This is a genomic window from Rhizobium sp. 10PS4 (assembly GCF_032464805.1).
Taxonomy (GTDB): domain Bacteria; phylum Pseudomonadota; class Alphaproteobacteria; order Rhizobiales; family Rhizobiaceae; genus Rhizobium; species Rhizobium laguerreae.
Genome location: NZ_JAWDIW010000003.1, coordinates 22,532 through 41,191 on the forward strand (window position 1 = coordinate 22,532; position 18,660 = coordinate 41,191).

At 60.8% G+C, this 18,660-nt stretch carries 20 protein-coding genes; 9 read left to right on the forward strand and 11 right to left on the reverse strand.

What is annotated here, in order from left to right; genetic code table 11:
- Window positions 1–12: 12 nt before the first annotated feature.
- Both RWJ89_RS05875 and RWJ89_RS05880 read right to left on the reverse strand, forming a co-directional pair.
- Window positions 13–216, reverse strand: coding sequence for a hypothetical protein (locus RWJ89_RS05875; RefSeq protein ID WP_026265569.1), 204 nt, complete (start codon window positions 214–216; stop codon window positions 13–15).
- A 101-nt stretch (window positions 217–317) separates the two neighbouring features.
- Window positions 318–1,220 (reverse strand): choline sulfate utilization transcriptional regulator, encoded by a 903-nt coding sequence (locus tag RWJ89_RS05880; RefSeq protein WP_131662281.1) that lies wholly within the window; start codon window positions 1,218–1,220, stop codon window positions 318–320.
- Window positions 1,221–1,362: 142 nt separating this feature from the next.
- Between RWJ89_RS05880 and betC the strand changes: the two genes are divergently transcribed.
- A complete protein-coding gene (gene betC, locus RWJ89_RS05885) occupies window positions 1,363–2,871 on the forward strand; it encodes a choline-sulfatase (RefSeq protein WP_131662282.1) in 1,509 nt (502 codons plus the stop codon).
- Between the two features lie 137 nt (window positions 2,872–3,008).
- Here betC and RWJ89_RS05890 read toward each other — a convergent pair whose 3' ends face one another.
- Complete coding sequence (locus RWJ89_RS05890) at window positions 3,009–3,869, reverse strand: sugar phosphate isomerase/epimerase family protein (RefSeq protein WP_131662283.1); 861 nt, start codon at window positions 3,867–3,869, stop codon at window positions 3,009–3,011.
- 64 nt (window positions 3,870–3,933) lie between these two features.
- Window positions 3,934–5,304: an amidase gene (locus RWJ89_RS05895; protein WP_131662284.1), complete on the reverse strand. Its 1,371-nt coding sequence runs from the start codon at window positions 5,302–5,304 to the stop codon at window positions 3,934–3,936.
- 274 nt (window positions 5,305–5,578) lie between these two features.
- On the opposite strand from RWJ89_RS05895, the gene RWJ89_RS05900 reads away from it, so the two are divergent.
- Complete coding sequence (locus tag RWJ89_RS05900) at window positions 5,579–5,857, forward strand: hypothetical protein (RefSeq protein ID WP_018071151.1); 279 nt, start codon at window positions 5,579–5,581, stop codon at window positions 5,855–5,857.
- Window positions 5,858–6,030: 173 nt separating this feature from the next.
- A complete protein-coding gene (locus RWJ89_RS05905; protein ID WP_316030695.1) occupies window positions 6,031–6,471 on the forward strand; it encodes a DUF1810 domain-containing protein in 441 nt (146 codons plus the stop codon).
- A 46-nt stretch (window positions 6,472–6,517) separates the two neighbouring features.
- Here RWJ89_RS05905 and RWJ89_RS05910 read toward each other — a convergent pair whose 3' ends face one another.
- On the reverse strand, window positions 6,518–6,706 hold the full coding sequence (locus RWJ89_RS05910) for a hypothetical protein (RefSeq protein WP_025397491.1): 189 nt from the start codon (window positions 6,704–6,706) through the stop codon (window positions 6,518–6,520).
- An 82-nt stretch (window positions 6,707–6,788) separates the two neighbouring features.
- Window positions 6,789–7,412, reverse strand: a complete 624-nt coding sequence (locus tag RWJ89_RS05915) for a TetR/AcrR family transcriptional regulator (protein WP_168282206.1) — start codon at window positions 7,410–7,412, stop codon at window positions 6,789–6,791.
- 127 nt (window positions 7,413–7,539) lie between these two features.
- Between RWJ89_RS05915 and RWJ89_RS05920 the strand changes: the two genes are divergently transcribed.
- The gene (locus RWJ89_RS05920; RefSeq protein ID WP_018448558.1) at window positions 7,540–7,755 is read left to right on the forward strand and encodes a hypothetical protein; all 216 of its coding nucleotides are present in this window, start codon (window positions 7,540–7,542) and stop codon (window positions 7,753–7,755) included.
- A 124-nt stretch (window positions 7,756–7,879) separates the two neighbouring features.
- Here the strand turns inward: RWJ89_RS05920 and RWJ89_RS05925 are convergent, their stop codons facing one another.
- Window positions 7,880–8,737, reverse strand: a complete 858-nt coding sequence (locus RWJ89_RS05925) for an SDR family oxidoreductase (protein WP_003547845.1) — start codon at window positions 8,735–8,737, stop codon at window positions 7,880–7,882.
- A gap of 246 nt (window positions 8,738–8,983) precedes the next feature.
- Between RWJ89_RS05925 and RWJ89_RS05930 the strand changes: the two genes are divergently transcribed.
- Complete coding sequence (locus tag RWJ89_RS05930) at window positions 8,984–9,832, forward strand: IclR family transcriptional regulator (protein WP_041472614.1); 849 nt, start codon at window positions 8,984–8,986, stop codon at window positions 9,830–9,832.
- Window positions 9,833–9,854: 22 nt separating this feature from the next.
- Here RWJ89_RS05930 and RWJ89_RS05935 read toward each other — a convergent pair whose 3' ends face one another.
- Complete coding sequence (locus tag RWJ89_RS05935) at window positions 9,855–11,072, reverse strand: amidohydrolase/deacetylase family metallohydrolase (RefSeq protein WP_222061379.1); 1,218 nt, start codon at window positions 11,070–11,072, stop codon at window positions 9,855–9,857.
- 265 nt (window positions 11,073–11,337) lie between these two features.
- A complete protein-coding gene (locus RWJ89_RS05940; RefSeq protein ID WP_222061378.1) occupies window positions 11,338–12,207 on the reverse strand; it encodes a sigma-70 family RNA polymerase sigma factor in 870 nt (289 codons plus the stop codon).
- Between the two features lie 107 nt (window positions 12,208–12,314).
- On the opposite strand from RWJ89_RS05940, the gene RWJ89_RS05945 reads away from it, so the two are divergent.
- Complete coding sequence (locus RWJ89_RS05945; RefSeq protein WP_168336582.1) at window positions 12,315–12,773, forward strand: carboxymuconolactone decarboxylase family protein; 459 nt, start codon at window positions 12,315–12,317, stop codon at window positions 12,771–12,773.
- A gap of 94 nt (window positions 12,774–12,867) precedes the next feature.
- Here RWJ89_RS05945 and rhaI read toward each other — a convergent pair whose 3' ends face one another.
- The gene (gene rhaI, locus RWJ89_RS05950) at window positions 12,868–14,160 is read right to left on the reverse strand and encodes an L-rhamnose catabolism isomerase (RefSeq protein ID WP_131640520.1); all 1,293 of its coding nucleotides are present in this window, start codon (window positions 14,158–14,160) and stop codon (window positions 12,868–12,870) included.
- A 78-nt stretch (window positions 14,161–14,238) separates the two neighbouring features.
- On the opposite strand from rhaI, the gene RWJ89_RS05955 reads away from it, so the two are divergent.
- Entirely contained in the window at window positions 14,239–14,397 is a 159-nt protein-coding gene (locus RWJ89_RS05955; RefSeq protein WP_003547831.1) for a YqaE/Pmp3 family membrane protein, read from the forward strand.
- A 63-nt stretch (window positions 14,398–14,460) separates the two neighbouring features.
- On the opposite strand, the gene RWJ89_RS05960 is transcribed toward RWJ89_RS05955, so the two are convergent.
- Window positions 14,461–16,557, reverse strand: coding sequence for a bifunctional rhamnulose-1-phosphate aldolase/short-chain dehydrogenase (locus RWJ89_RS05960; RefSeq protein ID WP_131640519.1), 2,097 nt, complete (start codon window positions 16,555–16,557; stop codon window positions 14,461–14,463).
- Window positions 16,558–16,755: 198 nt separating this feature from the next.
- On the opposite strand from RWJ89_RS05960, the gene RWJ89_RS05965 reads away from it, so the two are divergent.
- On the forward strand, window positions 16,756–17,568 hold the full coding sequence (locus RWJ89_RS05965; protein ID WP_131662072.1) for a DeoR/GlpR family DNA-binding transcription regulator: 813 nt from the start codon (window positions 16,756–16,758) through the stop codon (window positions 17,566–17,568).
- A 48-nt stretch (window positions 17,569–17,616) separates the two neighbouring features.
- Window positions 17,617–18,612 (forward strand): rhamnose ABC transporter substrate-binding protein, encoded by a 996-nt coding sequence (gene rhaS, locus RWJ89_RS05970; RefSeq protein WP_026265566.1) that lies wholly within the window; start codon window positions 17,617–17,619, stop codon window positions 18,610–18,612.
- Window positions 18,613–18,660 lie beyond the last annotated feature (48 nt).

Genomic DNA, 18,660 nt, shown 5'->3' on the forward strand with positions numbered 1-18,660 from the left:
CGGGTTGCCGGCTCATCCTCTCCGGCGCAGTCGTGAAATAATGATTGTCACGGCGAGCCCAGCGACAGCCATGATGCTTCCCCAGAGAACCCAGATGCTTTGGTTGATCATGAAACTGGATGCAGGATAGGGAAAATAACCGCTTCCCTGGGCGATCCAAATCAGCCCCAGGAGGATCATGAGCAGTCCAACGACGTATCCGACGGTTCGCGACATGCTTCGCCCCTTCCCTATGAATCGATGCCACAATGTCGATCGGCGTCGGTCATGACAAGGCTTCTCTCCTGAGAGCGAACATATTCCGGATGCAATGAATGTCATGTCCTGCCGACTTCATCCACCAGCCAGGTGCTGAGCCTCTCGCTATCAACATTTGCCGATCGCGGCGGTATCAGCCAATAACCGCGGTCCCAGGCCTCGAGCGGCGGCCCGGCTTCCACCAGCATATGCGTGAAGAGAAGCGTATCGACCAGACCCATCCAGCCGATCGCCACGCCCTGTTCGCTGAGAGCGGCCTGGACGACCAGCGAGTAGGTGTTGAAGCTGACATCGCCGCGGCCGGCGTGGAGATCGCGAGTAACGGAGAATTCGGCAAAATAACTTCGCCAGTCGAACCAAGGCGATGGCATCGGCGAATCGAGATGGATGAGGATCGCCTTGGCAAGCTGCTGCGGATCGTCGAACGGGCCGTTGCGATCGAGAAAGCCTCGAGTGCAGACAGGCACGACCTTTTCCGGCAGCAGAAGCGACCCGATAGCGCCGAATTCGGCATTTGTGCCGAAGACCACCACCACATCTGCGTCGTCACGAAAGCCGGGCTCAAGCCTTTGGGTCGCGACGATCTGAATATCCGTTTCGGGGTGAAGCAGGCGAAAACCATGCATGCGCGGGATCAGCCAAAGCGCTGAAAAGGCATAGTCGGTTCTCAGTCTGACAACCGGCCTTTGAGCCTCAGTACGGAAACTGCGCGCCAGGGCATCGACGTCAGCGACCGTCTTAGCGGCAACCAGGAAAAGCCGTTCGCCCTCCGCGGTCAACTCGACGCCGCGGTGCTGGCGGCGCAGAAGGGCGACGCCGAACTGCTCTTCCAGCCGCCGAATCTGATAGCTGACGGCAGGCTGCGTAAGGCCGAGAACTGCCGCCGCGGCCGAAAAGCTGCCGAGCCTTGCGACCTCAGCGAAGATGCGCATCCATCCCAGCTCAGGCAGGCGGTCTGGCATAAAAAATCCTTTTGGCAAGCATCAAAAAAAGCTGGCTTTACAAGCGGTATGATAGTGGTTTTGATAAGATCTGCAAATAGCAAGGGACGTCCCCTTCCAGGAAGATCGGCCCGACCTTTGAGACCATAGGAGACAATTTCACATGGCGCGTCCGAATATCCTCATCCTGATGGTCGATCAGTTGAATGGCACTTTCTTTCCCGATGGCCCTGCCGATTTCCTGCATGCGCCACATCTGAAATCATTGGCGGAGCGCTCCGTGCGTTTCACCAACGCCTATACGGCAAGCCCGCTCTGCGCACCGGCGCGGGCTTCCTTCATGTCCGGGCAATTGCCGAGCCGAACCCGCGTCTATGACAATGCGGCGGAATTTGCCTCTGATATTCCGACTTATGCGCATCATCTGCGCGCGGCCGGATACCAGACCGCGCTTTCCGGCAAGATGCATTTCGTCGGCCCCGACCAGTTGCATGGCTTCGAAGAGCGCCTGACGACGGACATCTACCCGGCCGACTTCGGCTGGACGCCCGACTATAGCAAGCCCGGCGAACGTATAGACTGGTGGTATCATAATCTGGGTTCAGTCACCGGCGCCGGCGTTGCCGAGATCACCAACCAGATGGAATATGACGACGAGGTCGCTTACCAAGCCGGCCGCAAGCTGTTCGATCTCTCGCGCGGACACGACGAGCGCCCCTGGTGCCTGACCGTCAGCTTCACGCATCCGCATGACCCCTATGTCGCGCGCCGCAAATTCTGGGACCTCTATGAGGATTGCCCGGCACTGGACCCGGCGGTTGCGCCGATTGCCTTCGAGCGGCAGGACCCGCACTCGCAGCGTCTGATGAAAGCCTGTGATCACGACGCTTTCGACATCAGCGATGAGCAAATCAGGCGGGCAAGGCGAGGCTATTTCGCCAATATCTCCTATGTCGACGAGAAGATCGGCGACATTCTCGACGTCCTGGAACGAAGCCGCATGGCTGAAAGCACGATCATCCTCTTTGCCTCCGACCATGGCGACATGCTCGGCGACCGCGGCCTCTGGTTCAAGATGAACTTCTTCGAAGGATCGGCCCGCGTTCCGCTGATGATCGCAGCACCCGGCTGGCAGCCCAGACGGATCGACCAGCCTGTCTCCACTCTCGACGTGACGCCGACGCTTGCCGGTCTTGCGGGGATCGATATTGCCTCGCTGAAGCCATGGACCGAGGGCGAGGATCTGGCTGCACTTGCCCAAGGCACCGGCAGCCGCAGCCCGGTGCCGATGGAATATGCCGCAGAGGGTTCCGAGGCGCCGCTCGTCTGTATCCGGGACGGACGATACAAGCTCTCACTCTGCGAGAAGGACCCGCCGATGCTGTTTAATCTCCAGGCCGATCCGCAGGAGCTCGACAATCTGGCGTCCGACCCGGCGCATGCCGAGATCTTGGCAAGGCTTGTCGAACAGGCCGGCCGGCGCTGGAATCTTGCCGATTTCGACGCCGCCGTGCGCGAAAGCCAGGCGCGCCGCTGGGTGGTCTATGCGGCGCTGCGCAATGGGGCCTATTATCCATGGGATTATCAGCCGCTGCAGAAAGCCTCGGAGCGCTATATGCGCAACCACATGGATCTGAACGTGCTGGAGGAAAACCAAAGGTTCCCACGCTAGAACAGGATGATTTTAGGCCGGGTCGGCCTAAAATCTGAATCCTGTTCTACATTATATAGTTAGAGCATGATGTCGTCCGAAAACCGCTCACACGTTTCGGCATCATGCACTAGGAATGAGCAAGAAGCGCGTCTGATTTAAGCCGTCCTGCGCGCCGGCGCCTCACGCAGGAAATCCTCGATGAAGGCCTTTTGCAGCAGGATGCCGTCCCATTCATCGGGGAAGAAGGGCGAGTCATAGATTAGCGTAAAGGGACCGTCGTAACCGGCTCTCTCGCACATCTCCAGGCACCTGCGGTAATCCTCGGTGTCGAGACCGGCGGCGCCGTAATCGGCCTTGGCATGGCAGATTTCCGCCCGGCCCATGATATCGGCAAGGCCTTCATATTTTGCTGGCGCCGGCCAGTTGCCAAGGTCGCCGTTGAGGCCGACCCTGCCGTCCAGCCGGTCCAGCAGCCAGTTCATCTCGACCGGCGACGGCAGCAGGTCGAACCAGTTCTCGACGACGACACGCACACCGCTGTCTTCGGCCTTTCCGGCCAGCCAGTTCAGATGGTTGGCGGCACGGGTAAGGTTTTCCTCCGTCGGCTTCTGCTTGCCGGCAATGACGCGCATCCTCTGCGCGCCGAGGGCTGCGGCAATGTCGATCCACCCCGCCATCCATTCGACGTCGCGTTCGGCTGTCTCGGGATGGCTCGGATCGCCGTCCTCGACGAGCAGCGTCTGGAACAGAACGTTCGAGGCCGCCATCGCGCCACGCAAGTCGCTCATGTAGGCGGCGTCGAGGCTCGGCAGATGGAAGGAACAGACCTCCAGCCGGTTAACGCCGCGCGCCGAGAGCGCCGCCGGCACGTCGATCAGCGCCGTGGCACCCGGGCCATAGGGTTCTTTCGGCGCAGCGCTTTTGTCGGGATCGGGACTATAGGCATGAACGGCGCCAAGCAGCCGATGCAGCGACCATGTCGAAACCGCGAAACGTCCGTTTTGCAAAACCTGCACCTGTCTTCCTCCAGGATCTCCTCATGCCATCAATGGCAACAAAAGCCAGTCGGTTCAATTGCCATCAGGCAAAATCGCCGCGGACAACCGCCTCGGCGGCAAGGGCAATCCCCAGCAGCGCCTCATCCCGATGGGCAGTGGCCGAAAGCAGCAGGCCAACCGGCATGCCAGCCTCGCCGGTGCCGCAGGGAATGGAAACGCCGCACCAGTCGAGGAAATTGCCGAGTGCGGTGTTGCGCAACGTCTTGTTGTTCGTCGCGAAGAACAGTTCGTCATCCTGCTCCAGCGGCCCGATCGGCGGCGCGACATGGGCGACAGTCGGAAAGGCGAGCAGCCGGTCGCCGACAAGGCGCTCGACATCGGCGATCAGGCGGCTGCGCGCCTCGAGGATTCTGAGGTAATCGGGCAGCGTCGTCCTGCTTCCGAGACGGGTGCGCATGACGACACGGTGATCCATCCTGTCCGCGTCCGGTCCGGCCAAGCGTTCCTGGTGAAGTGCGAAAGCCTCCGCCGTGACCAGCGGACCATATCTCGTCATCAGCTCGAATATCTCATCGAAGGCGGGGATGACGGTGCGGGCAACCTTGGCGCCCGCCTTTTGAAGACGTCCCAGAGCTGCCTCGAACGCATCGACGACCCCGGCTTCAGCGCCATCGAAGACGACATTTTCAGGCACGACGAGTTCCAGCCCTTGCAGGGGATGCGTGGCGACATCGGGCACCGTCAGGCCGCGCATTGCCGCGTCGATCCAGACCGCGTCCGTGACGCTGCGGCAGAGCGGTCCCAGCGAATCCAGGCTCTTTGCCAGCGGATAGACGCCCGCCATCGCGTGGCGGCCGCGTGTTGCCTTATAACCAACGATACCGTTGAAGGCAGCGGGAATGCGCACCGAGCCGCCGGTATCGGTGCCCATGGCGACCGACACCAATCCGGCCGCGACGGCGACACCAGCACCGGAGGATGAGCCGCCCGGAATGCGCGGGAGATCGGTGCCGCGCGGATTTGCCGGCGTGCCGTAATGCGGATTGATGCCGAGGCCGGAAAAGGCGAATTCGCTCATATTGGTGCGTCCGACGGCGACCATGCCCGCCTGCTGCAGGAGAGCGACGACAGCCGCATCGCGCTTGGCCGGCATATCCTTTGCCAGTACGACGGAACCCGCCGTCGTCGGCAGGCCTTCCATGTCGAAAAGATCCTTCCAGGCAATCGGAATGCCGTCCAGCAATCCAAGCGAGCGCCCTTCCCGCAGACGTCTCGATGAGGCGCGCGCCTCCTCCATCGCCCGGCTTTCGAGCAGTGTGGTGAAGACCGCCTTGTCGGCATAATTCGTGATGGAATCGAAGACCGCCTCGGCCACCTCGACCGGGTCGGCCGCGCCACCTTGAATGAGGACGGAAAGCTGCGCGACCGACATCGCGCCGAAGGATTTGCTCATGGGACTATCCAGAAGAGAGATGTTCCTCTCTGGACTACTCCGGATCATTCCGGTGAACCAGAGCTTCACGATATTTTGCATTTATTGGTACGATTTTTTGAACACTGAGTTTGAATATCGCCCCTTCAATTGCCACGATCGAAGACACACATGCTGCTCGCATGCGGAAGCGGTTCGGCACGAGGGTGGGATTTGCCCTAGAGAGACCGGCGCCGCATGTGTTGCAGGAGTAAATAAAATGACAGATTGTGAAACTTTAAGCCGTCGCCAGGATATGGTGACCCTCCATGTAAAAGAGGACGAAACCGCCGGTTTAGGCGAGCGCGATTATGTAGATCATGTCAGCGCCCAGAAACTTTCGGCCTTCGAGCGCATTGTCGTGGTCGGAGCGCTGGTTCTCTTGAGCTTTGCGGGTTTTGCCGCATATTCTTCCGGCAATACGGACCCGATGACGACATCGGCCATTGCCGCCCCGGCCGGCGATAACACGCCGCCGCATCCGGCTTACGGCCATTGCCGCGACAGTAGCCCCTACGCTGAGAGGGTCTGCTGATAGCAGCTACAGCGCCGCGTTTCTTTTCGGACGCGCAACGGACGCTGTAGCACTTTGAATTGCTGCGTAATTTTGCCCTTAAAATCGATTCCGATTTAAGGAATTATGCAGTGGCTCGCCGGGCATGGAGACCTTGGCCCAGGCTGCATCGACAGCAGGAAGGGAAAAGGACCATGGCCGGTGAAATCGACTATAATCTCGATCGCTTCATCGATGCCCAGAACGGCATCTACGAACAGGCGCTTTTGGAGCTGAAAGCCGGACGCAAGACGTCCCACTGGATGTGGTTCATCTTCCCGCAGATCGCCGGTCTCGGTACGTCGGCGATGGCCGAAAAATATGCGATCCGCTCGGCCGAGGAAGCCGCCGCCTATCTCGCCGATCCCATTCTCTCAAGCCGGCTGTTGCGCTGCGTCGAAGCGATCCTGTCGGTGGACGGCCGATCGGCGCACGAAATCCTGGGCTCACCCGACGACCTCAAGCTGCGCTCGTCGATCACCTTGTTTGCCGCGATCAGCGACCATGGTTCGCCCTTCCACCATGCGATCGAGCATTTCTATCAGGGAAAATTCGACGATCGGACGATGGAAATCCTCAGCGCCAGCACAGACTGATCTATGCCGGTCGGCTTAAAATCTGAATGCTGTAGCAATCATATAGTTATCGGCCCGGCCTGCTCTCCAGCGAAGCAATTTCCTCTGAAATTTCGCTCAGCCGCTGACGCAAGTCGCTGTCGGTGCCATCATCGACCTCTTCCTCGCCGAAACAATAGCGCGCATCATGGAGCTCCAGCTTGGCTTCGAGCTCGGCGCGTTTGGCATACAGGCGTTTGAGATAGACGTAGTTCATCTCCCTGCCTCCACATCGCCCTCGGGTTAGTTTAAAAACGGCATGGAAGCGGTAAGGTTCCCCTCCCACACACTTGCGGCGGTCAGGCGAAGGAAGCGATCGCTGCGTGGCAGGCCTTGGCGAAATGACCGCAGCAGCCGGCAGCGCCCATGGCCTGGCGGCTGACGCGCGCGCCTTCGAGCAGCAGCGTCAACGTATCGGCAAGAAGCCGGGGTTCGCGCGCGCCGGCCGCCGAACAGAGCGCGGCCAGGCGATCACGCTGTTCGGCCTTGTGCCGCTCGATCATTTCGTGGGCGGGATGGCCCTCGCCCTTCAGCTCGATGGCGGCATTGGCGAGATCGCAGCCGGCGGGCTCGCCGTTCAGACATTGCGCCCGCAGCTCCACCCAGGCGTCCAGCTGGGCGCGCGGATTGCCGGGATAGGCCGATTCCAGATCGCGCCAGATGGCACCCGCCTTTTCGGAGGCGCGGCGCAGCGTCTCGCAGACCAACTCGTCCTTCGAGCCAAAATGCCGATAGAGCGTCATCTTGTTGGTCAGAGCCGCGTCGGCAATGGCATCGACGCCAATGCCGCGGATGCCGCGCTCGCGGAAAAGCTCCGAGGCTGTCGAGACGATACGCTCGCGCGGGGGCAAGCGATCTTCTGGAACGGCTGCGGGGATTTCATTCGAAGTTTCTGATTTTTTTGCGGACGTAGTCCTTGACATCAATGTGACCGATCGGTAACAAATGTATTGTTACTTACCGGTAACACCACGAAACGCGAAAGTCAATGCCGAGGGCATGGCAGCGAAAAGTGGAACACGGGCGACCGCCCACGAAAGGAGGACAGCCATGACAAAGACCAGAGATGACCTGACGATATCCGAAGCCCTTCGCGACCCCCTGATCGCCATGGTGTTGCGCGCCGACGGCGTAAAGCTTGAAGACTTCAAGCAACTCCTGGAGACGGCCGCCCGCAAACGCGAACCGCGCTCGACATCGGTGGGCAATATGATCGGAGCGCTCGCAAACCGCGCCAATCTGCCGGCAATGCCCTGCTTCGGCTGAACAAGCCGCCTGACCAGCTTGGGGATCTCTCCCTGCCCCCGTCAAGGGCTGCCGTCACAACCAGACGGCGGCCCTTGTCGCTTCAAAGCATGTCGCGCAAAAGCGTCCAACGGAATTGCGCGCTTTAGAGGATCGGTTTGCCGCCGGTCACCGCGATTGTCGTGCCGGAGACATAGCTCGACAAAGGATCGGCCAGCATCACATAGGCTGTCGCAAGCTCGGCCGGCTGTCCCGGCCGTTTCATCGGCACCTGCTTGCCGAAATTGCTGACGCTTTCTTCAGGCAGTGTCGAAGGGATGAGCGGCGTCCAGATTGGCCCTGGCGCCACCGCATTGGCGCGAATGCCTTTCTCGGCCAGAAGCTGGGCAAGGCCGGCAGTGAAATTCTGGATCGCGCCCTTGGTTGTCGCATAGGCAAGCAGCGTCGGGTTCGGATTGTCCGAATTGATCGAAGCCGTGTTGATGATGGCGCTACCGGGCTTCATATGGGCGACGGCTGCCTTGGTCAGGTAGAACATCGAATGGATATTGACCTTGAAGGTCAATTCCCACTCTTCATCGCTGATCTCGTCGATGCTCTTGAAGCTCGCCTGATGCGCGGCGTTGTTGACCAGAATGTCGATACCACCGAGCTCCTTGACCGCCGTCTCGACGATCTGCCTGCAGTGAGCGGGATCCTGGATGTCACCGCTGACGAGGATAGCCTTGCGTCCGGCCTGCTCGACCAGCCGTTTCGTCTCGTCGGCATCCTCATCCTCGTCGAGATAGGAGAGCACCAGATCGGCACCTTCCCTGGCATAGGCGATTGCCACCGCCCGGCCGATGCCGCTATCGCCGCCGGTGATGATTGCCCGCTTGCCCTTCAGCCGCTCGGAGCCGCGATAGCTCTTTTCGCCATGGTCGGGAACGGGGTCCATCTGTGCCGTGAAACCCGGCATCGGCTGTTTCTGGGACGGGAAAGGCGGTGTGGGATAATTTGGCATCGTGACCTCCTGAGTTTCAGAGATCAAACTCGGCCTGATGCTTGTTGTTCCAAGTCTCGCGGCGGAATGACTTCTCCAGCAACCTCGCGCTGAGCATGCTCACGGCCGCCGCCGCATCCTAAATTTCCGGTGATTATTGAAAACAGAGCCTCATCTAGTCGGCCCAATGCGACTAGCAACCCGCGAAATGTTGCCATTTGTCACAGCGACGGCTATGCCATAGTAATGTAACATAATCGCGTTTGCATGAGGTGCGTGGAATTGGACGGAAAGACATCATCCGCAGTTTACTCCGAAGATGAGGGCGTTGCCGGCGAGGCCGGCGGCAAGGGTGCGCGTCGCGCACGCGTCAGCGGCATCGACCGGGCGCTTCAGGTGATCGACCATCTTTACGAGACCGGATCACCCGCCGGCGTCTATGCCATCGCCAAGGCGGTGAAGGCGCCGCTGTCGACCGTTTACGTGATCGTCGACGATCTCGTCGAGAAGAACATGCTGACACGCCAGGCCGACGGCTCGATCTGGCTCGGCGCGCGGCTCTACCATTACGGCCTTGCCTATGCCAGGTCGCTGGACTTCATGAGCATCGCCACCCACGAAATGCACGATCTCTGCCGCCAGGCCGGCGAAACCGTGCAGGTCTGCGGTCGTGACGGCGACTATATGCTGGTGCTCGCCATGGCCGACGGCCCGAGCCATTTTCAGGTGGCGTCCCGCGTCGGCACAAGGGTGCCGCTGAACTGGACGGCCTCCGGCCGCCTGCTCGTCGGCCACCTGGCCGAGGAGGAGCGCATCGAACTCTTCAAGCGCTGCGCCCGATCTTCACCGACCGGCCGCGCCGAGATCGATCCGGGCACGCTGTCGGAAGCCGCTGGCAAGGCCTTCGAATCGCGGCTGTCGATCCAGGCGGGGGAATCGGATTATGCGGTTGCCTGCATCGCCTCGCCGATCTGCGATCGAGACGGCCAGTGCGTCGCCACCATTTCCATCGTGCTGCCGGAACAGAAGGCGTTTTCCGACGAGAACCACTATACGGCCCACGTGCGCAGTTCAGCGGAACGGATCGAAAAACTGATGGGCTGGCGCAACCGCTGAGCATTGCGCCCTTCAGCGGATCCTACCTGTAGGAATAGCCGTGGCTGTGGCGCACCAGCTTGCGCGCCCGCGGCACATAGCGGCTGGCGGTAAAGGCATCGGCGCCCATCACCGCATAGCGCGGCTCAAACAGCTTGTTGAGGACCGAAACGTCGCCGTTGGAATCCGTCGCCTCGAGGTCGGAATCGACCAGATCGAAAATGGTGAATTCCGCTTGTGAGCCGACCGCAAGCCGGTTCTCCATCGACAGCTTGATGACGGATGCCGGCGCATGGGTGACGGCTTCCACCACCTTGTCGAAAGGCATGCCGACGCTGAGCAGCTTCGACATCGTGGTCGCCAGGTCCCAGACCGGGAAATTCATCGAATGGCCGTGCAGATCGGTCGAGATCGAGAACGGCAGAAGCCCGCGCTCGATTGCCGCCTCGGCGACCTTGAAGGAGAAGGAGGCGCCGCCATGGCCGATGTCGAGACGGATGCCCTCGGAGGCGCAGCGCTCGGCGAGATTGAAGAGGTCCTCGTCTTCCATGATGCTCGACCCGGCCTTGCCGTTGAAGCAGTGGGTGACGACGTCGCCGGGGCCTAAGATCTCAAGCACCTCGTCATAGAGCGCCGGCGGCTCGCCGACATGCACCATCATCGGCACTTTCAGGATCTTGGCAATCTTCTTGCCGAGCTTGACGGGAGTGATGCCCCAGGAGCCGGTGATGACATGGCTGGCGCGCACCTTGATGCCGACGATGTGCTCGCTGTTTTCGGCATAGACTTCGAGGATGCGGCCGAGATCGATATCACGGATATCCCGCAATTCCGCGACGCGGTTGCAGGCGACGAGGCCGATCGAGCCGAGATTGAGGAAGGCCTTGATCCGTTCGCGCGAGGGCTCAATGATGTATTCCCGAAAGCCATGGAAATTCGCCTCGCCGGCTGAACCGGCATCGACCAGCGTGGTAACGCCGCGCTCGACGCCGCATTCGGACGGGCGGATGGAAATATCGGTGCCGCCGTGCCAGATATGCACATGCAGGTCGACCCAGCCCGGCGAAATGAAGGCGCCCTTGCCGTCGATGCGCGCAACGTCCCGCGAGACCGCGAGCGACGGACCGATCTCGGCGATCCTGCCGTCGGCATTGACAAGAATGTCGATTGCCCCCTCTTGTGTGCCCGCACCAAAAGCCATCGGTTTGACATTGGTGAGGAGAAGCGGCTTCTTCATCTGGTCGCCGGACATGACATGCATTCCTTTCGAAGTCTCGGACCGGGATCACTCCTCGGCCATCCGTCTGCGGGTCATTATGGAAGAGTGTTGGGTAGCGAAAGATGCAGAGAGGTATCTGGATCGCTACAATTCCATAGTTATGTTATATAAATCTTTATAATAGAATAAAGTCGAGGACGCCGCTGTCAAGAAAAATGACCCGGCCGTCGTCGCTGAAGAAACGTGAGCGGCGCGCGCCATCCGAGGCGCGCCTGGTTTCGAAGAGCAGGCGAATTCGCGTTTCTTTTCAATCTCGAAGAATAGAATAGTCAAGCCGTTCCAGGTGATCGGGATCGGCGATGGCGTCGATCGCAGCGATCCTGCCATCGGCGATCGTCAGCGCCACCACGACGCGAAGCTGGCCCTTGATCTCCACGACGAATCCGAGCTCGCCGCCGACGATGGCGATTTCTGCCGCCTGCGCCCGACCCTTGAAGGCTTCGGCCACGTGAGCTGCGCCGCGCATTTCGCCAATCGTGCCGAAGCGGGCTGCCGTCGCATCCGGCCGGAAGACGACGTCAGGGGCAAGCACCGCGATCAAGCCCTCCAGATCACCGTTGCGCGATGCCGTCAGAAAGGCCTCGGCGATCGTCCGCTTGCGGCCGAAATCGACATCCGACGCTTCGTCCACCCCCTGCACCCGACGGCGGGCGCGGCTTGCGAGCTGGCGGGTGGCACCGGACGAACGGCCGATGATCGGCGCGATCTCGTCGAAGGGCAGGTCGAACATATCGTGCAGCACGAAGGCGACGCGTTCGGCGGGCGCCAGCGTCTGAAGCACGACGAGCAATGCCAGACCGACCGAATCGGCAAAGGCGGCTTCGCGCTCGGGATCGTTCGCGGGATCGGCGATCCCGCTATGGACAGGCGCCTCCAGCGGCTCCTCGCGTCGGGTCTTACGGGCGCGGAGCATGTCGAGGCAGATGCGCGCCATCACCGTCGTCAGCCAGCCGCCGAGATTGCCGACCCCTGTCGTATCCGCGCGGCTAAGCCGCAGCCAGGCCTCCTGAACGGCATCTTCCGCCTCGCTGCGCGAGCCGAGCATGCGATAGGCTGCGGTCCTCAGATGCGCTCTGTTCGCCTCGAATTCGTCAGTCAGCCATTTTTTCTCGTCCATTTGTCACATTCCTCCGCTGCGTTCCGTCAAGGCCATGACGAATGAAACCCAGCCGATGTGACAGCGCCGGCGGATCGTCGAACACGAAACGTATAAGGAGACATATCATGCAGGAGCGAATGGGAAATCCCGCCCTCGTCCTTCCCGCAGCCATGCAGGCGCTCAATGCTCTCAGCAAGGTGCCGGCCGAATCCGGCCTTTCACCGAAGCTGCTCGAACTCGTCAACCTGCGCGCCAGCCAGATCAACGGCTGCAGCGTCTGTGTCGACGGTCATCCCCGCATTGCAAAGAAGCTCGGCGAAACCGACGAAAGGCTCTTTGCCATCGGCGCCTGGCGCGACTCGCCCTATTTCAGCGATGCCGAGCGGGCAGCCCTTGCGCTCACGGAGGCGCTTACCCGCCTTAGCGACCGCGCCGACCCAGTGCCGGATGATATCTGGGACGAAGCAACGCGGCACTATGACGGCAAGAGCCTTGCGGCACTCGTCATCGCCATCGCCAATATCAATGTGTGGAACCGGCTGAACATCGCCACCCGCCAGATCGCCGGGGTCTGGAAGCCGTAAACGGCGAGGTTGCCGGCAGCGCGTCACCCCTGCGCTGCCGGCAATCATCATCCCTAATCAGCATGGCTTCAGCCCATGTGAAACAATCGAGCGTTTAGATGATGCCGCCGCCGCCGGCAGCGGATGCCGGACGCTCGGCCGCCACTTGTCTGCGATAACCGCTGGCGCGGTAGACGGCGATCGGGTCGATCGCGCCGCCAGCTCTGCGGCGAGCTTCGGCCAGAATCGGCTCGACGTCGGCGCGATAGGCGCGCTTCAGCGTTTCCGACGCCATCAAGGCGTCGTTGTCATCCTGGTAGCCGGAGAGCGCCTTGCGGTCGACGAGCAGCGCCTGCGCATAGGCGCGGCGGATTTCGTTGGCGCTGTTGATCAGGCTTTCGATCGGGTCGGTAACATTGTGCGACTGGTCGATCATATGGGCCGGGTTGAAGTCGTTGACGCCGCGCTGCTCGGCGTCCACCAGTTCGTTGAAAACCAGGAACAGCCGGTAGGGATCGATCGCGCCGGCGTCGAGATCGTCATCGCCATATTTCGAATCGTTGAAGTGGAAGCCGCCGAGCTTGCCGAACTGGATCAGTCGGGCGACGATCATCTCGATATTGGTGTTCGGCGCATGGTGGCCGAGATCGACGAGGCAATAGGCCTTAGGGCCGAGCGTCTGGGCGATCAGGTAGTTGGTGCCCCAATCCTGCACGATGGTCGAGTAGAAGGCCGGCTCGTACATCTTGTGCTCGGAAAAGAGCTTCCAATCGTCAGGCAGCGCCTTGTAGATATCCGCCATCGAGGCGAGATAACGCTCGAAAGCCTTGGTGAAATGGCTCTGGCCGGGGAAGTTCGAGCCGTCGCCGATCCAGACCGTCAGCGCCTTGGAGCCGAGCGCCTTGCCGATCTCGATGCATTCAAGATTGTGCTCGACCGCCTGCGCCCGCGTCGCCGCGTCGGTGTGGCTGAGCGAGCCGTATTTGTAGGAATGGGCCTGGCCGGGCGCATCGGAAAAGGTGTTCGAATTCATCGCATCGAAGCCGAGGCCGAGCGCGTTACCCTTGGCCTTCAACTCCCGGGCATCCGCCTTGTCCCAGGGAATATGCAGCGAGACCTTCGGGGTCGCCTGCGTCAGCTGGTTGATGACGGCGCAATCGTCGAGCTTGTCGAAGATGCCGCGCGGCTCGCCGGTACCGGGGAAACGGGCAAAACGCGTGCCGCCGGTGCCGACGCCCCAGGAGGGCACAGCAACGAAGAATTCCGCAACCTTCCGGGTGACCGCCTCGATATCGACGCCGCGACGGGCAAGCGTCGCGCCCAGTGCCTCGTAATCGGCCTTCAACGCGGTTGCCCGCTTGTCGTTGTCAGTCGCGACCAGATCTGGCGCAATCCTGGAATCTGTCATCTATTCCTCCCTGGTCGCGAACCATAGGGGCACGGTTCGCGTTCAAACGCTTACATGTCTTCAAACGAAGGAGCTACGATGGACGTTGTCCGCATTCTTCTTGCGATCATCCTGCCGCCCCTTGGCGTATTCTTGCAGGTCGGGATCGGCCTGCATTTCTGGCTCAATATATTGCTGACACTCTGCGGCTATGTGCCGGGGATCATCCACGCAATATGGGTGATCCTCCGGAAATAGCTCTATCCGTTTGCTTTACGCGCTCCGGACGCAAAACCGCTGCGCACCGTTGCTGGAATTGCTCTAGCGCGTAAAACTCTGCACGTTGCCGGCATCGACGTTGATGATGTTGCCGGTCGATTTCGCCGAAAGGTCCGAAGCGAGGAAATAGATCGCCTCGGCGATATCTTCCGGAAACACGTTGAGTTTCAGCATCGAACGCTTGCGGTAATGTTCCTCGAGATCGTCCACCTCGATCTTCGACGAGGCAGCGCGCTGCTCGCGCCATTCGCCGCTCCAGATCTTCGAACCGCGCAGGACCGCATCCGGATTGACGGTGTTGACGCGGATGCCGGCATCCGCACCTTCTAGCGCCAGGCAGCGGGCAAGATGGATTTCGGCAGCCTTTGCGGTGCAATAGGCAGATGCATTCGGCGAAGCGGCCAGACCGTTTTTCGAAGCGACGAAGATGACGTTGCCGCCGAGCGCCTGACGGCGGAACAGGCGGAAGGCTTCGCGCGAGACGAGGAAATAACCGGTCGCGAGAATATCGATATTGCGGTTCCACGTCGCAAGCTCGGTCAATTCGATCGGCGCGGAGGAGGCAATGCCGGCATTGGAGACGAGGATATCGATGCCGCCGAATTCGACGCAGGCTTCCGCGAAGGAGGCGATCACCGCATCTTCCTTGGTGACGTCAAGCCGGACGCTGCGCACGGCGTCAGCGCCGAACTTCTTGACGAAATCGGCTTCGGTGCCCTCAAGTGCTGCCTGGTCGATATCGGCAAGCACCACGCAGGCGCCTTCGCCGACGAGGCGCGCGGCCGTCGCCCGGCCGATGCCGCCGGCGCCGCCGGTGACGAAGGCGACGCGGCCGGCAAGGCTCTTCGGCTTCGGCATGCGCTGCAGCTTAGCCTCTTCGAGCAGCCAATATTCGATATCGAAGGCTTCCTGCTCCGGCAGTCCCTGATATTGCGAAACCGTCGAGGCGCCGCGCATGACGTTGATGGCGTTAACGTAGAATTCGCTGGCGATGCGGGCCGTCGCCTTGTCGCGGGCAAAGGACAGCATGCCGACGCCGGGAACGAGGAAGATGACGGGATTGGCGTCCCGCATGGCGGGCGAATTGTCATGCTTGCAGTCGTTATAATAGCGGGCGTAATCGGCGCGATAGTCTTCCAGCGCCTTGTCGAGACCGGAAACGATCGCGTCGACATCCGGCTTGGCCGGGTCGAAATCGACGATCAGCGGACGGATCTTTGTGCGCAGGAAATGGTCAGGGCAGCTGGTGCCGAGCGCGCCGAGCGGGCGCAGATCGCTGGAATTGACGAATTCGAGCACGGCGTCCTGATCGTCGAAATGACCAAGCTTGCGCTCCTGCTTGCCGATGCGGCCGCGGATCTCCGGCATCAGCCGGGCGGCGATGGCGCGGCGTTCGGCAACGGCCAGGCTCTGTGCGACCGCGCCGCCGAAAATGGTCTTGCCTTCGGTCTTTTCGGCAAACCAGACGATCGCCTTGTTGATGATATCGAGCGTCAGCTCGTAGCAGGCTTTGGCATCGTTCGCCCAGGTGAAGAGGCCGTGGCTCTCGAGCACGACACCCTTGGCATTCGGGTTTGCGGCAACGAATGCGCCGAGATCGAGGCCGAGCTGGAAGCCCGGACGGCGCCAGGGCAGCCAGCCGATCGCATCGCCGAAGATTTGCTGCGTCAATTCCTTCGAATTCTTCGACGCGGCGATCGCGATGATCGCATCGGGATGCATGTGGTCGACATGAGTGAAAGGCACGAAACCGTGCAGCGGCGTGTCGATCGAGGCGGCACGGGCGTTCAGGTTGAAGGTGCAGTGCGGCAGGAAGCCGACCATGCGGTCCTCGTCCTCGACACCCTTGTAGATGCTCTTCAGCGATTCCAGCTTGTCCTGGTAGAGCGTCGCGAAACCGTCGAGCTTAATCGTGCCGACGTCGCCGCCCGAACCCTTGACCCAAAGCACCTTCACCTTGCCGCCGGCCAGCGGATCGGTTTCCATCACCTTCGCCGAGGTGTTGCCGCCGCCATAGTTGGTGATGCGCTTGTCGGCGCCGAGCAGGTTGGAACGATAGAGCAGCTTGCCAGGCTCATCGAGGCCCGCCGCGTAAACATCATCCCACCGGTTTTCCAGAAGCCGGACGTTCGCCGCCATGTCATCCTCCCACATGAAATCATCATCGGAGCGCAAAGTTCGCGCCCCTTTTCGCAGACGGTATCGCTCATCAAAACCGAGGTTGTCAATCGAAAACGATCAAATTCGATTATTGTGCAGCGCAATATGAAAATTTATGATCGTTTTTGATTGACACATTGTCATATGTGCGAAATAAACGATCGAAGGAGGAGCCCCATGCACGAACGCGAACGCCATCGCATCATTCTGAGCGCCGTTCAGGAAAAGTCCGTCGTGACAGTTCAGGATATTTCCGAACTGACCGAGGCTTCCGAGGCGACGATCCGGCGCGACATCGCGGCTCTTCATGTTCAGGGCAAGATCCGCCGTGTGCGCGGCGGCGCCGAAGCGGTGCATCCGCCGCAGCTCGGCAATCTCGCCGGGCGCCCCTTCCGCGTTTCGGAATCGGTCAATATCGACAAGAAACGCGCAATCGCCCGCCAGGCGGTCGAGCTTTGCGATCCTGGCGACGCGATCATCATCAACGGCGGCACGACCACCTTCCAGATGGTGCATTTCATGGCGGCGCACCGCCTGCAGGTAATGACCAATTCTTTCGCCATCGCCGAACATCTGGTCAAGCATTCGAAGAACACGGTAACGGTGCCGGGCGGCGCGATCTATCGCGAGCAGAGCCTGATCCTCTCCCCCTTCGACAACGACGCGATCCGCAATTTCTACGCCCGCCGCTTCTTCATCGGCGCGCAGGGCATCGGCCCGCTCGGCATCATGGAAGCCGACGCGCTGATTATTCAAAGCGAACAGAAGCTGATGCATCAGGCCGACGAATTGGTCGTCATGGCCGATTCCAGCAAGCTCCATCGTCGGTCGAGCCTCATTCTGTGCCCGCTCGAGCGTGTGTCTACCATCATCACCGATGACGGCATTCCAGAGGAAGCCGTCAGGATGATCGAGAATGCCGGCATCAGGCTCATCGTTGCGAGCCCGGCCGCCCAGGCAATCAAGGAGGATTCCTCGTCGGTCGCATAAGGCGCCGGGGAGGTGTGAAGAGTGTCAATTAAGTGGGAGGATGAAAGCATGAAACTCGCAAAGAAACTCGCAATCGGCGTGGCATTTGCCGTCGCGATGATGGCCGGCACGGCAAGTGCTGCCGACATCAAGATCGGCCTCGTCGTCAAGTCGCTTGGCAACGGCTTCTTCGATGCCGCCAACAAAGGCGCGCAGGAAGCCGCCAAGGAACTCGGCGGCGTCGAGGTCATCTATACCGGTCCGACGACGACGACGGCCGAAGGCCAGATCGAAGTCATCAACTCGCTGATCGCCCAGGGCGTCAGCGCCATCGCCGTTTCGGCCAACGATCCCGACGCGCTCGTTCCGGCCCTGAAGAAGGCTGCACAGCGCGGCATCAAGGTCATCTCCTGGGATTCCGGCGTGGCACCTGAAGGCCGTATCCTGCAGCTCAACCCGTCGTCCAACGAGCTGATCGGCAAGATGTGCCTGACGCTTGTCAAGGATCATCTCGACGGCGGCAAGGGTGACTTCGCCATCCTGTCGGCCACGACTACCTCGACCAACCAGAACATCTGGATCGACCAGATGAAGAAGCAGCTCAAGGATTTCCCGGGCCTCAACCTCGTCACCACCGTCTATGGCGACGACCTCTCGGACAAGTCCTACCGTGAAGCCGAAGGCCTGCTGAAGGCGAACCCGAACATCAAGGTCATCGTCGCTCCGACGACGGTCGGCGTTCTCGCCGCTTCCAAGGTTGTCGAAGACAAGGGCCTTGTCGGCAAGGTCTACGTCACCGGTCTCGGCCTGCCGTCCGAAATGGCCGGCGCGATCAAGTCGGGCGCGACGAAGGAATTCGCCATCTGGAACCCGATCGATCTCGGCTATTCCGCGACGCAGATCGCCTATCGCCTCGTCAAGGGCGAGACCGACGGCAAGCCGGGCAGCGAGATCGAAGCCGGCCGCATGGGCAAGATCAAGGTCGGCGACAATGGTGAAGCCGCCATGGCCGACCCCTTCGTCTACAATGCTTCGAATATCGACCAGTTCTCCAAGGTCTTCTGATCTGGAGCCACCGCATTAAAGCCCGGCGGCCTGATGGCCGCCGGGATT